Origin of the sequence: Methanosarcina baikalica (genome assembly GCF_031461075.1) — an archaeon.
In the GTDB taxonomy this organism is placed as follows: domain Archaea; phylum Halobacteriota; class Methanosarcinia; order Methanosarcinales; family Methanosarcinaceae; genus Methanosarcina; species Methanosarcina baikalica.
In genome coordinates this window covers 41,332-54,469 of the sequence record NZ_JAVKPK010000021.1, presented here as the reverse complement: position 1 = coordinate 54,469, position 13,138 = coordinate 41,332, and the positions used below count along the sequence as shown (strand labels likewise).

Sequence of the window (13,138 nt, the reverse complement as noted above, 5' to 3'; positions counted from 1 at the left end):
TTGTAATGCAAAATATAAAAAATGTAGCGAAAAATGTAGCTTCTAATCCGAATCTTTGGGAACCACTACAAGGTCGACAAAAAAGACTCTAAACCGTTATGATAGCGACATTTAAGGTAAATGTCGCTATCCACAAATGTTCTCTTTTCGGTTCCGTTGCAAAAATCCGGCTTTTTTACAGAATCAGTGAAAATCTTCACAATTAGGAAAGTTAATCCTTTTTATTAAGAAGAAAATGACACATAAAGGTGAAAATTATAGTGTCAAATTGCAGAAATATTTTTTTGCAACGGAACCCTTTTTTTCTATGTCCATATTGATAACACCAACGTTAGAAACAAATTTATTTTCTTTGAACAAATCCATCAAAATACATGTTCAAATGTTTATAGTACTCATTAATACAACATATTTAAATATAAAATTATTTAGTGAATCCATACATATATATATAAATACGAATGTCTATAGAATATGTTCTCGATATATATCATATATTGTCGAGTCATGGTATTTTGATGGCCTATTATAACTAGATTTTTCGTTTAATGTAATAATAATATTATTTGAAGTAAGATTAGCCAGCATTTTAAAAACAATGCCGGTAAAAAACAAAGGAGTGGAATATATGATAGACAATAAGAAAGTAGAATCTACAAAGGAAGATGTAAAAGAAGCCGAACCGATAAAAACCGCAGAAGGAAGCGTAAAAAAATAAAATAAATGGTTTCTTTGGAGAAGCTTCTCGAGAAGACTATCCCACTCATTTATATTCTACAAAACTGATAATTGCTGTTAGTTTTTAAGTAGATTCAAATATAATATTAATTGGGGAGGAGATTTTGAAGTTGTGTTGAGGACACAGGCTTTAAAATGTATATCTCTTGAAATTCTAGGAGTTGGAAATATGGTAAGCAGAGAGAATCCACAATTTTTGTCAGCAAGCACGATAAAAGGGGATAAGGTTGTCAATAGAGCCGGAGAGGACCTCGGGAAGATTGAAGAGTTAATGATAGATCTCGAAGATGGAAGAGTAGCATATGCAGTACTCTCTTTTGGCGGATTTCTGGGTATGGGCAATAAGCTATTTGCGATTCCCTGGGGGGCCCTGTCACTGAGGCCGCACGAGCATTCCTTCCTCCTTAACGTCGATAAAGAAGTCCTGGAAAAGGCAGAGGGCTTTGATAAAGATAACTGGCCTACAACTAACCGTGGGTGGCTTGGCAGCATGTACAATTATTATGGCCACAAACCTTACTGGCAGGTAGAGTTGCCGGGTCAGACAGAGACACAGAGAGAGAAAATGGAAAGGAAACTGTAAACATACTCGGGAGACATTTTAATGTCTCCCATATCTCAAGCCACTCAGCCTGAAAGAGAATACATTAACCGCTTTACTAAGAAGAAAACTATTCTAAGTTATCGGTTAAAATAACCACAGGGGGAATGAAACATAATTGATTTGATAGGACTTGCAGTAGCCCTTTTAGTATTAGCATTGATTGCATATGTACTGGGCGCACGGGGAATTGCCGGGTTCTCTATGGAGATTGCAAGGTGGCTCGTCATAATCTTTGTTATACTCGCTATTATTTCGTTTTTTTATGGGCGTATTTAACAGTAAGTTGATGAATATATGATGAAATAACACCCCAAATTGCGATTCTCAAAGTACTGAGAACTCATTTAAAGGCGATTGACAGTGAAAACAGGACAATTGAAAAGCTTGCTTTTACTACAAACGATTCCGTGATGGTCAAGAGAATGCGTTGTAAAAAGAATAACGAAATCTAAATCAAAATTCGATGTTTTCGATATTTAGATATTAGCGATGAAAATGAATAAATTTGTCAGACATCTGCAGAGGGTAAATAGTTAATAGAAATCGCCTATTCATAAACCAGCTCTCTATTATTATATTGAGTATTTTAAATCCATTTTTATTTAATTGGGTAAATTCATACCGTTGGCCCAAATGATCTAATTTTTATATGGGGATAAAAAATGAAAATGAAATTGATAGTTTCTTTGCTAGTGTCGCGTCAATCCTTAAAGATTCAATGATTCTGAATAGTTGCAATCGATTTTATACGACGTTTTGCTATGGACGCTACACTAGTGTTATTCTTGGCTTTTTCTCTGGGGTTCACGCAAGCGCAGACTGGAGAGAACGATACGATATTTAATATTACCGGAAACATGGGTAACATGACTGGGAATATGACATGTAACATGACTGGAGCCATGAATGGAAACATGACCGATATGGGTAACATGACCGGTAACATGACTGGAGTCATGAATGGAAACATGACTGATATGGGTAACATGACCGGAAACATGACATGTAACATGACTGGAGTCATGAATGGAAACATGACCAATATGGGTAACATGACCGGAAATATAACCGGAAATATGGGTAATATGATCGGAAGATACATGCCACTTTCCGCAGATGTACATAAAAATGCCACCTATTTTCTCAATATGGCAGGAGGTTAAAAACTGAAGCCCATGAATAATATCTTTGAAAAAATGAGGGTATTAGGGTACTAATGCCATTAAATAATTATCATCAAATCATAGACCACATATGATACATAAATCAAAGAATTTACCATATAATAATACCCTTTAAGTTCCAGTAGAAATTTCAAAAAATGTGATTTCTAACCTTGTTTTTATGACATTTATGGTTAATAACGAATCTCATCTAGGGTTCGATGTCGGCTGTGAAATTTTTAATCTAAAGGCAAGTTTTGACACAAAACAATTTTTTGTACAATTAATTTAAAGTAATTATAATATTACTATAATTTGAACTGGAAGAGACAGAAAAGATCTAATGGTAAAATATGAGCGCATTGTGAAAGAACAGTCTGAGGGTAAATTTCATGTTCTGATGAATGTGTTTGATGGAGCATTAATACAGAGCAGCTGTATTGGGATACAATAGAGGATATGACTTACACACATGATGTGCAAAATCAAATATAATAGAAGTTGTGGTTTAAACTTATGTTTTAAACAGTTAAAGGTAGTGCTATTGATTTCTCAGTTAAACTGCATAAGTCCTATAGAATTTATTTTAGTATTAAGGGGGTTTATTTACGAAAAGTCTAAAAATATGTCCAAAATGCCATGCTAAACTGAAAGTAAGCTCAGACAGCGAGACCCAGTACTGTATCATTTGTAATTACTGGACAAAGGTAGGTACTGCAAGACTTGATTCGATCATGATTTATGCATAAAGAGTCTGCATTGAGAATGTCGGTTTTTCTATTTTAGAAGTATATGCTAAGCCAGGCTGAAAATCCAGTCCTAGGCTTTAAGAGCATGTCTTAAAATTAAACTTGATCTTACAATCAGGATAGGACTGTACGCATTTGAACTTAAAAACGGCAGCATTAAGCCGTTAAATATTTAAAGTGTAATTTTGACCAATGATGGTTATTGCATTTTAATTGAAATCGTAACTATTCAGATACTCAATAATCACTATCAAGATCCGTAATTTGCGTGATTTGTGATATATGCTATATTTAATATCATTTTGTAAACTGATGTCAAGTGAAGCCGTTTTTAATTTTATCCTGAATCCTAATTTGGGTTACCCATATAGATAAAATCAGTATCAATTGACTCATTTTATGGTAGCTGAATAGTCACTTGAAATCTTAAGATCTCTGATTTTGAGTTTGACTGAACAGAATTCTGCCTACAAATTCAGTGTTTCAATCAAAAAAATGCAAAAATCAGAGACCTTTTATTTTAGGAGGAACATTTTATGGATATGGAAGACCTGAATTCAAAAATTGGAAAAACTTCCAGAGCGCTTTATCAAAAGCTTGAGGAAGGGGAATCGGCCCTAAACCGCATTATAAGTGAAAAATTTTCGGAAGGATCGAGCATGGATACAGAAGATCTGAATTTAAAAATCGGAGAAGCCGCAGGCGTACTTTACCGCAGGCTAGAAAAAGGAGAATGTACCCTGAGCCAGATAAAGAATTATCTTGCTGAAAATGGATTTGATGCCTCAATTGCTATAATGGCCATCGGCTGGCTCGCGAGGGAAGACAAGATCCACGCTTACAAAGCCAGTAACATATGGTTATTAAAGCTAAATTGAAAGCTAGGATCAATTCATTTATTGAGCTCATACCAAAATCACTTTTATTCTCAATCAGTATGAGTTTCACAACTGTTTTCCATGATCAGAAACTCGATTGGCTATTCAGAATACAAGATTTAAAGAAGCAATTTTGAGTTTTGGGTTTAGCTCAAAAGTCCAATATATTATAAATTAGAGGAGAATATGAGCTGGGGGTACATAGTAAATCTGTACCAGAACAGTAAAGGAATGGATAGAAGACGATACCATGACTTATAGTGCCGCGCTGGCATTTTATTTTATATTGAGTTTCCCAGCTCTCCTGTTATTTTCGGCATCTATAGAAAAATTTTTCACAGGTAAAAAACCTTCAGAAGCGCATTAATAGGTGTTGTACCCATTTTCTGGAGTGCAAGCAACATTTTCAGACACTTAAAGAATTTCCTTAAGATAGCATGGGAACCAGATCCAAACGAAAAAATAGTGGCATTCGCTCTTTCAGCGAAGAAAAGTTTGATGTATATTAGCGAAGCTTATCGAAGAAGATATGAAAGTGTTGCTCGCTCTCAGAAGAAGCTGATCGCTTTTAGTCGATCTAGGCTGAGAGTGATTTTTAATACTCAGTTTAATTTATTCACTGATCCCTCTTTTCTGCATTAAATTCATTAATAGCTTTTGCTGTATTCTCAAGCAGCTTGAAAGCAAGGTCCTGATCCGGCCAGAACGCCAGTCCGCAGTCCGGATTCGCATACTTTATGCGATCCCCAAGAATGGAAAAAGCCGTTTCAAGCCTCTTTTTTATGACATCTGAAGTCTCTAGCTCGGTTACGATTTTTTGCAGATATTCCTTTTCCTTCCAGGCATTAACTCTATACTTTTCATTAATAATGCCTATAAGACTGAAAATATCGGTTCTCGATACTCCGACTCCTACATACGTATTTGAATCCTCCAGGACTTTTCTATCCAGAAGATCCAGGTAGGAAGGAGTTCCCGCATACTCAAATCCGATGACATTGATAGGGGTCTCACATATAAGCTTATACTTCAATGGGGAATACAGATGAATCTCCATGTCTGTTCCCTGCTGCCGAGCATAAGTAGAGGCAACTGTAAGAGCCGATATGATGTCAGCGTCAGAAAACTGAATCTTATCATTTAATCCCAGGCTGATTTCATCCAGAGCTATAACTTTAATTTTGAAATTTTTTGCTGTTTTAAATGCCTGTTTAATGAATTTCTCAATATCCAGTGCAAGGATATTATAAGCGTCCACAAAAGCTGTTGCCCCGAAAGCCTGAAGATACATATCTGTAGGGCCTGCAATACAAACCCTAACTTCAAGAGTCTTTCCTGTATCTTTTTTATATTGTTTTGCAACCTCATCAATTATTTCCAGCTCAAGGATCTTTGCATTTTCTTCTTTTAGCACATAAGGTTCATAACAATTCTTTTCTTCTCTGATGATATCCAGGAACTGACCTATCATATCTCTAAACTGAGGATACGTGGGAACGTGCACTCCCACATCAATTTTTCTCTGGAAAGCCTCCCTTATTATTGAAAAGAGTTTTTCGTCTTCATTTCGATTTTCAGCTACAGCCTTTACCCACTCCCTTGTGATACCCTCAGGTGTGGGAAGGCTGCCTTCATCGATAAAAATAATCTCCTGCATGCTTGATATTAAGAGAGATGAAGTTTTATAGATATTGGAATTGCTCTCGAAATAACCATAGATATATATCAGGGTTATTCAAAATAGCCAGATGTGAGTTCTGGAGAAACTGTGCGGGCGGAAATTTATGTTTCCGGAAGGGTACAGGGCGTGGGTTTTCGGAGGTTTGCAAGAAACGCTGCCGAACGTTTTGGTGTGGACTGTAACCCTGTGAACCTCAGGGACGGAAGGGTTTTTGTAATCGCAGAAGGCAGGCAGGAAGCCATCGAGCTTCTGATAAAAGAGCTTCGGAAAGGGCCCACATTTGCTCACGTGGAAGATGTTGATGTCACTTTTAAAGAAGCCTTAGGAAACGTGTACGGCTTTTCAGTCAGACCCTGATTTCCCTTGATTTATTCAGTTCTTTTTCAGTATTTTTGCAATAGCTGCAACTCCTGCAAGATTGACTAGCCCTATCACAAAATATCCTATCAGATGTTTTGAATTCGAATTAGAAGCCTCCGAATTTCCTTTCAAAAAACCTGCCATAGAAGTGGTATTTTCTTCGGAACCGAGATCAGATTTTACATTTTCCGTGTTTTTATGTCCCTTTTCCATAAATTCTATCACCGAATCGGTTTCAAGAAGGACCTCTTTTTCCTGTTCTTCAAGACTTTTTCCGGAATCAAGAGCAGCTCTAACTATATAGGTACTTCCCGGCTCAAGCCCCAGGAAGACGAACTGGTCATCGTTTTTCAGGGAAGTGATAAGGTTTCCGTCCTTCCTGAGTTCTGCATACCCCTTTTCCGGAAGTTTTATTTTAAGGTTCACATGCCCTGTCAGAAGAATTTGCTTTCCTTCTACAAACCTTGGCCTGTCTGGAATATCAAGAACCCCAAGAAGCGTTGGGGTAAAATCTTCCTGGCCATGTTTTCCGCTGACAACCCCACTTTCAATATCCTGCGCATAAACTATCAGGGGAACCAGTTGGGTTTCCTCAGTACTCGAGAATTTTTCGGATTGATGCCCTCCTTTGGAATCATCTTTGGAAAAACCCATCCCGTGATCTGCTGTCAGGACAAAGGCAAGGTTATTTTTCTTGCAGAGCTCGTAAAGTGGGGAGATATCGGCATCAAGACATTCGATACAGTCTACATACCCGTAATTATCTCTGTGATGTCCGCTCGAATCTATTGCTCCTACATTGACAGTGAGCATGTATTTTTTCCCTGGCATGTTTCGGGCCATATACTCAACAACAGCACATGCTGTATCGATGCCCCACCTGTCATATCCACTATATTTTTCACGCGTCTCTTTTGATGTGATATATCCGGGCGCTTTGTCAGCCGCCTCTTCCAGAACCTGTAAAAGTCCTCCAGGTATCTCGGGGGTATCAGGGGACTGCTCTTGTTGCTCAAGCGCGATTTTCATGTTGTTTATCGAGTTGTTTTCGTCCCTGAGAATAACGTCCTGCTCGGCGCGAATCGACCAAGAATCCCCTTTTTCCATCACCCCAATACATAGGTAACCTTGCCTGTGTAAAACATCAAAAACAGTTGCGTCTTTGAAACTCACTAACTCGCTATCTGCACCCGGATTTCCTGTGACAAGGACTGAGTGTCCTCCTTCGGTAAAGGTCTGAGGGGCACGGAATTCCAGAATCCTGGCACTATCCTCATTTATTTTCGGAATATTTTCAAGACTGGCTTTTTCAAGAGGCGTGCCGTCAAGTGCATGCGGCGTAAGCTCCGGATAGATAAAAGGGGCGCTCAGGCCGTCCACAATTAGCACGACTACACCTTCAGGTGTATTAACAGGATTTACCTCCGATTCGGTCAGTGCAGAGGCCGGAGCTGGAGAAGTGATAAAGATGAAGAGTATTGTAAGGAAAAACAGAACTTGGAAAGGCTTGAATTTTCTAATTGCGGACATCATTGTAAATTATTTTAAACTCAAGCTATAAAGAATTTGTCTTCTCAGGTTAACTTTCCTGCAGAGCATCCCGTTTTATCTCGTTTGATCTCATTAATTAAAGTTATAGATTCTACAAAATATATATGTTCTGGATTTTTTCTATGCTTTCCGGGTTCAGTTACATTTTTAAATATCTACTCTGTCAAGAAGAGTAAATTCTATAACATTTGCCGCGAAATATCTGTAGTTTTCTGGCAAGTCTATCCCGGATCCAAAAAACAGGAAATGTTCCCATGAAGATGAACCCACGCTGTACCTATTGCCTGCTTTCGAGAGTGCACTTCCAGTCTAAGCTTTCTACGGATGATGAGGACCTCATAAGCAAGACCATCAAGGAATGCCTTGGAGTTATGAATAACCATTACAGCCCTGAAGCAGTATCCGCCTCCGTAGCCACCAGGATTCACAGAAAATGCTATGAGATTCTGGGGGACAATGATCCTTATGCGGTAACAAAAAAGCTCATTAGCCAGGCTGCACTGAAAGTCCTACCTGCGGCAAAAGAAAAGATTTATGAAAATTCTCCTGACGACAGAGAACTATTCAGGCGGGCAGTGCTGGCATCTGTGATTGCGAATTACTTTGATTTCGGAATTATGGGCTTTGATGCCAGTGAAGACAAGTTTGAGGCTGCTTTTCTGAAATACTTCGAACAAGGGCTTGATGTGGACGATACTCCTAAAATGCTCGGGCTTCTGCAGGATGTTATTTATATTGCCGATAATTGCGGAGAAATTCTCTTTGATATGCTTGTTTTTGATATTATCAAAAAACTTGGTGGAAAGATCACTCTTGTAGTCCGGGGTGGGCCGATTCTCACAGATGTGACCCTGGAAGAGGTAAGAGAATTCGAAATCGACAAAAAGGTCGACAGAATCCTGACTACCGGCTCAAACGCTGTAGGTGTCCTGATTGAGGAAGCTCCAGCCGAACTGCTCAAATCCATGAAGGACGCAACCCTTATTATCAGCAAGGGCATGGCCAATTACGAGACCCTCTCAGAACATAACTTCGGGCCTATTGCTTATATGCTTCTTACAAAATGCGAATGTGTGGCTGAAGATCTCGGGCTTGAACAGGGTTTATCCGTCGCAAAACTGATGAACTGTCCATGAGGTTTTATCGGATAAATTTTTCGGCAGCCTTTTATTGTCGGATTACTAAATGACTTGTAGATAAGACAAAAATAACAAAGTTATATCGTTAGGCGCTGTAACTAGGTATAAAAAATAAAAACATAATTTATGCTCGAATGAAATCAACAAAATTGAATAAACTGGAATAAATTTCAGGGAGAAATAGAAAATGTGTGAGATCAATGTAATCTTGCTTCGTGGAGACAGGCATGAAAGGATTATGGATTCCGTGGCAAAGATCTTGGTTGAAGGAGATTCAATCCAGCTTACCGGAATTCTTGGAGATCAAATGACTATCGCAGGCTCAATCAAGGAAGTTAATTTTTCACGCGGAGAAGCCCTTATCCTTGCAAACTGAACATTTTATTTCTTACTTTTGTCTATTTTCCCGGATCTGGGCTTTTCCCTACCTTTTTCTATACTTTCTTATTTCCTTTTATTCGGCTTCTGAGAAATTGTACGGCTAGATTATTTTTAATGGATAAAAAATTCACAAAAGATAAAAGGTACGTATATAAATTCATATATCCGGGTATTGCTTATAAACACATTATAATATAATCTGGGTTTTATAAAAAATAAATTTGGAATAAGCTGCAAAATAGCTGTATTTTTTATAGATATCTTACATCAGATTATGAAAACAAAAACTGAATCAATAGTTTGGAAACTATTTCCTGAATAAACAATTTTAGAGAGCCTGGATTTAAAACGTTTAGGGGTCAAAAGGATATGAAAGAGTTCCCGATGGGTCGAAAAAATTCAAAAATTAAGTCTGTATCTCAAGATAACTATTACTTTATAAAAGGAATACTCAACACGATGCTTAACCCTGTTTGCTATAAAGACAGGAACGGAATTTATCTTGGTGTAAATGAAATTTATGCCAGGCAGATTGTGGGTCTTCCGGAAGAAAAAATTGTGGGACATAAACTCCTCGAAGTGGGCAGAAAGATTGCGGAAAGGTTTCCAGAAAGATCTGTTGTAAATGGGATATCTCTACTGGAGCACGTAAAAGGATGGGAAAAGGATGATGCAAAACTCCTGAGACAGGGTGGAACAAGTACACACCAGTATGAGGGAATTTGTGTAGACGGCATAAAGAGACTTTTTCTAGTAAATAAATCAACTTTCAGCAATGAAAATGGGGAGATTCTGGGGCTTTTTACGGTACTGCAGGATATTACCGAACGCGATGAAATCTAGAGAAAACTTCTGGAAAAAGAAGAGAGGTACTGTTTTATCACGGAACAGACAGAACAGCTTGTATATGACTGACTTCAAAAGTAATAAAGGCAGCCTGCAAGGTGCTATTGAAGAAGTTACGGGATTGTCTGTCTAAGGTGTTCCAGGACATTCCTCCTGACGTCTGGATCGCATATATTCATCCTGAAGATCGAGAGCGAATTAATGAAAAGTCATGAAAATTCAGAACAAAGGGGAAAATACAGGCAAGAGTTCAGGTTCAGGAAAAAAGATGGAACTCACTTCTACGCAGAAGATAGAGGAGTACGCCTTCTGGATAAAGACGGTAAACCCTACAAACTTCTTGGAGTAATAAAGGACATAACTGAAAGAGAACTTGCCCACGAGAGAGTACAAAAAAGCGAAGAAAGATATCGCTCATCCATAGAAAATTTTAAGGGAATTGTTTTTCAGGCAGATAAATATTTTATTCCTCAGTTTGTAGATCAGCTTGAAGGCAAAATGGAATTAAATAAGGATAAAGGTACGGAATTTACCATCAAAATAAGTGTGGCAGCGAAATTAGAAAATTTCTACTGTTTTCCTCAATTAAGTTTTTTGCAGTTAAAAGTTTCTGCACTCTTTATTTTCCAACTTGCTTTTACTAAAAAGAATCTGTAAGCACCCGAAGCTCCGGATCTCTCTTAAAGTTTATTTAATAAATAATACCTCCCCGGGAAAAGCATTTATCTATTCTTACCTATAACCTCAGTATGATCTAAGACCTCAGTGATCTAAGACCTCAGTATGATCTAAGATATACAGGATCTGGCATAAGTCTAAACATTCAAAAATGTTTATCTATTAAATCATTATATCGCATGTCGGGCAGTTTGCAGCGCATGTCTCAAGCTTATAGTAAAAGTTATAAATTCATGAATACACTTTAAATTTAAGCCCATACTCTGGAATTGTATAATCCGCTGCCCGGAATTCTAATATCCGGAAAAAATTTAAATTTTAGTGATTTAGACTATATCTTGAATCGGGTAGAAGAGGATTAAACAGGATATGATATAAAATGGTTAAAGCAAAGATTGCAGTAAATGGTTACGGAACCATCGGAAAAAGAGTTGCAGATGCCGTACAGGCTCAGGACGACATGGAAGTTATCGGAATTTCCAAAACCAAGCCGAATTATGAAGCTGCAGTGGCTCACCAGCTAGGATATGACATATATGCTCCAGCTGAAAATGTCGGAGCTTTTGAGAAGGCAGGAATGCGGGCAGCAGGGACCATTGAAGAAATGATAGAAAAGGCTGACCTGGTTGTGGACTGCACGCCTGGGGGAATCGGGGAAGGGAACAAGCCTCTATATCAGAAAGCCGGAGTAAAGGCGATATGGCAGGGTGGAGAGAGTCATACAATTGCAGGTTTCTCATTCAATGCTGCTAGCAATTATGAGGGGGCTTTGGGCCGTGACCTTGTAAGGGTCGTCTCCTGTAATACTACCGGGCTTTGCAGGGTCATCTCCCCGATAGACAGAGAATTAGGGGTAAAAAAGGTAAGGGTAACTCTCGCAAGAAGGGCAGCAGACCCCAATGATGTAAAGAAGGGGCCGATTAATGCAATCGTACCTGATCCCATCAAGCTTCCGTCCCATCACGGACCTGATGTAAGAAGTGTGCTCCCCCAGATTGACATCACAACTGCAGCTCTGAAAATCCCGACAACTCTAATGCACGTACACACCGTGAATATGGAAGTCAATACCGATTGCACTGCAGACGATATCAAGAAAATTTTCGGTTCACAGTCCAGGATTCGTTTCGTAGGGCAGGGTATCTCGTCAACAGCCGAAATTATAGAGTTTGCCAGGGATATAAGGCGCCCCCGAAATGATATGTGGGAGAACTGCATCTGGGCGGAATCCATAACAGTGCACGAGAAGGAGTTCTATTTCTTCCAGGCTATCCATCAGGAATCAATAGTGGTTCCCGAAAATGTGGATGCTATCAGGGCCATGATGGAACTGGAAAGCGACGGTGCAAAATCAATTGAGAAGACAAATAAAGCTATCGGGCTGTAAGTCTTTAGGGAAGGCTCAGGCTCTGGGGACTCCAAGTGTCCAGTCTGAACATCGGGAGTCCTGTTTGTAAAATCTGGATGCTTTATATCCAAAAAACCAAAAATTCTGAATCCTGATTAATTCTATATCCGGATAACAGAATTTGGAACCTTTAATTTAAAAGAACTGACCAGGGTATGAATTCAACAGATTCGGGCTTTTTGAAATTATGTCGGGAGGCTTTTAAAGCCGCATCGGATTCTATCTGTGATCTTGAAGGTACCGATGCTGCGAGCAGCTTTGTTTGTATGGGAGCCGATGGGACACCGACTACTAAAATAGACCTGGCAGCGGAGAACGCTATCGTCGAGATTCTTAAAGGCGACGGCAGATCCATGAGAATTCTCAGCGAGGAACTGGGTGAGCTTATTCTGGGGGACTCTCCAGAATTTTCTGTTGTTCTGGACCCGCTTGATGGGACTTATAATTCCTCTGTAGGAATTCCCTTCTACAGCGTTTCAATAGCTGTTTCTTCTCATGACCTCTCAGATCTGAGGTTCGGGTTTGTGAGTAACCTTGCGCTGTGCGAGGAATATCACGCAGAGGCTGGAAAGGGGGCTTACCTTAACGGAAAAAAAATCAAATCTTCCCTGAACTCGGAGTTGAGGGAACTGTGTGTCAGTGTGTATGGTTACCGGCAAAATGTGGAACGGACCCGAAAGATATACAGCAGTGTCAGGAGGGTGAGGTTATTTGGAAGTGTAGCACTCGAACTTTGTTATGTAGCCTCAGGCAGGCTTGATGCTTTTGTGGATGTTCGAAACGCTCTGCGCGTGACTGATGTGGCAGCAGGGCAACTAATTCTGGAGGAAGCAGGCGGGCTTATTACGGACGGATATGGAAATTTTTTAAGGCTTCCTGATAATGTTACCGCCAGGGTTGAAATGGTTGCGTCCAATGGAAATGTGCACGAAAAAATTTTAAAATTACTTTCAGGAGGATAA

General features: G+C 39.1%; 13 protein-coding genes. 11 read left to right on the top strand and 2 right to left on the bottom strand.

Annotated features, from left to right (window positions below):
* Positions 1-907 precede the first annotated feature (907 nt).
* The 4 genes from RG963_RS06965 to RG963_RS06950 all read left to right on the top strand — a co-directional run bounded on the left by RG963_RS06965 (position 908) and on the right by RG963_RS06950 (position 4,132).
* On the top strand, positions 908-1,321 hold the full coding sequence (locus RG963_RS06965) for a PRC-barrel domain-containing protein (RefSeq protein WP_310575548.1): 414 nt from the start codon (positions 908-910) through the stop codon (positions 1,319-1,321).
* Between the two features lie 141 nt (positions 1,322-1,462).
* Positions 1,463-1,618: a DUF1328 family protein gene (locus RG963_RS06960; RefSeq protein ID WP_310575547.1), complete on the top strand. Its 156-nt coding sequence runs from the start codon at positions 1,463-1,465 to the stop codon at positions 1,616-1,618.
* Positions 1,619-2,103: 485 nt separating this feature from the next.
* Entirely contained in the window at positions 2,104-2,505 is a 402-nt protein-coding gene (locus RG963_RS06955) for a hypothetical protein (protein ID WP_310575546.1), read from the top strand.
* 1,285 nt (positions 2,506-3,790) lie between these two features.
* Entirely contained in the window at positions 3,791-4,132 is a 342-nt protein-coding gene (locus RG963_RS06950) for a winged helix-turn-helix domain-containing protein (RefSeq protein WP_310575545.1), read from the top strand.
* Between the two features lie 616 nt (positions 4,133-4,748).
* On the opposite strand, the gene RG963_RS06945 is transcribed toward RG963_RS06950, so the two are convergent.
* Positions 4,749-5,789: a methionine synthase gene (locus tag RG963_RS06945; protein ID WP_310575544.1), complete on the bottom strand. Its 1,041-nt coding sequence runs from the start codon at positions 5,787-5,789 to the stop codon at positions 4,749-4,751.
* A 93-nt stretch (positions 5,790-5,882) separates the two neighbouring features.
* Here RG963_RS06945 and RG963_RS06940 point away from each other — a divergent pair, with 93 nt between their 5' ends.
* Positions 5,883-6,170 carry an acylphosphatase gene (locus RG963_RS06940; RefSeq protein WP_310575543.1) on the top strand — a complete coding sequence of 96 codons (288 nt, stop codon included), beginning with the start codon at positions 5,883-5,885 and terminating at the stop codon, positions 6,168-6,170.
* A gap of 15 nt (positions 6,171-6,185) precedes the next feature.
* On the opposite strand, the gene RG963_RS06935 is transcribed toward RG963_RS06940, so the two are convergent.
* A complete protein-coding gene (locus RG963_RS06935) occupies positions 6,186-7,706 on the bottom strand; it encodes a sulfatase-like hydrolase/transferase (RefSeq protein ID WP_310575542.1) in 1,521 nt (506 codons plus the stop codon).
* A 272-nt stretch (positions 7,707-7,978) separates the two neighbouring features.
* Between RG963_RS06935 and RG963_RS06930 the strand changes: the two genes are divergently transcribed.
* The 6 genes from RG963_RS06930 to RG963_RS06905 all read left to right on the top strand — a co-directional run bounded on the left by RG963_RS06930 (position 7,979) and on the right by RG963_RS06905 (position 13,138).
* On the top strand, positions 7,979-8,860 hold the full coding sequence (locus RG963_RS06930) for a damage-control phosphatase ARMT1 family protein (protein WP_310575541.1): 882 nt from the start codon (positions 7,979-7,981) through the stop codon (positions 8,858-8,860).
* A 190-nt stretch (positions 8,861-9,050) separates the two neighbouring features.
* Positions 9,051-9,239 (top strand): CooT family nickel-binding protein, encoded by a 189-nt coding sequence (locus tag RG963_RS06925; protein WP_310575540.1) that lies wholly within the window; start codon positions 9,051-9,053, stop codon positions 9,237-9,239.
* 374 nt (positions 9,240-9,613) lie between these two features.
* Positions 9,614-10,087, top strand: a complete 474-nt coding sequence (locus RG963_RS06920; protein WP_310575539.1) for a PAS domain-containing protein — start codon at positions 9,614-9,616, stop codon at positions 10,085-10,087.
* A 204-nt stretch (positions 10,088-10,291) separates the two neighbouring features.
* Positions 10,292-10,747 (top strand): PAS domain-containing protein, encoded by a 456-nt coding sequence (locus tag RG963_RS06915; protein ID WP_310575538.1) that lies wholly within the window; start codon positions 10,292-10,294, stop codon positions 10,745-10,747.
* Positions 10,748-11,147: 400 nt separating this feature from the next.
* Positions 11,148-12,155 (top strand): type II glyceraldehyde-3-phosphate dehydrogenase, encoded by a 1,008-nt coding sequence (locus tag RG963_RS06910; RefSeq protein WP_310575537.1) that lies wholly within the window; start codon positions 11,148-11,150, stop codon positions 12,153-12,155.
* A 176-nt stretch (positions 12,156-12,331) separates the two neighbouring features.
* Positions 12,332-13,138, top strand: coding sequence for a bifunctional fructose-bisphosphatase/inositol-phosphate phosphatase (locus tag RG963_RS06905; protein ID WP_310575536.1), 807 nt, complete (start codon positions 12,332-12,334; stop codon positions 13,136-13,138).

Bases quoted from the DNA above. Each gene is read 5' to 3' on its own strand.
- RG963_RS06945 (WP_310575544.1), bottom strand. From the start codon at position 5,789: ATGCAGGAGATTATTTTTATCGATGAAGGCAGCCTTCCCACACCTGAG.
- RG963_RS06930 (WP_310575541.1), top strand. From the start codon at position 7,979: ATGAAGATGAACCCACGCTGTACCTATTGCCTGCTTTCGAGAGTGCAC.
- RG963_RS06935 (WP_310575542.1), bottom strand. From the start codon at position 7,706: ATGATGTCCGCAATTAGAAAATTCAAGCCTTTCCAAGTTCTGTTTTTC.
- RG963_RS06950 (WP_310575545.1), top strand. From the start codon at position 3,791: ATGGATATGGAAGACCTGAATTCAAAAATTGGAAAAACTTCCAGAGCG.
- RG963_RS06965 (WP_310575548.1), top strand. From the start codon at position 908: ATGGTAAGCAGAGAGAATCCACAATTTTTGTCAGCAAGCACGATAAAA.
- RG963_RS06905 (WP_310575536.1), top strand. From the start codon at position 12,332: ATGAATTCAACAGATTCGGGCTTTTTGAAATTATGTCGGGAGGCTTTT.
- RG963_RS06925 (WP_310575540.1), top strand. From the start codon at position 9,051: ATGTGTGAGATCAATGTAATCTTGCTTCGTGGAGACAGGCATGAAAGG.
- RG963_RS06910 (WP_310575537.1), top strand. From the start codon at position 11,148: ATGGTTAAAGCAAAGATTGCAGTAAATGGTTACGGAACCATCGGAAAA.
- RG963_RS06955 (WP_310575546.1), top strand. From the start codon at position 2,104: ATGGACGCTACACTAGTGTTATTCTTGGCTTTTTCTCTGGGGTTCACG.
- RG963_RS06920 (WP_310575539.1), top strand. From the start codon at position 9,614: ATGAAAGAGTTCCCGATGGGTCGAAAAAATTCAAAAATTAAGTCTGTA.
- RG963_RS06915 (WP_310575538.1), top strand. From the start codon at position 10,292: ATGAAAAGTCATGAAAATTCAGAACAAAGGGGAAAATACAGGCAAGAG.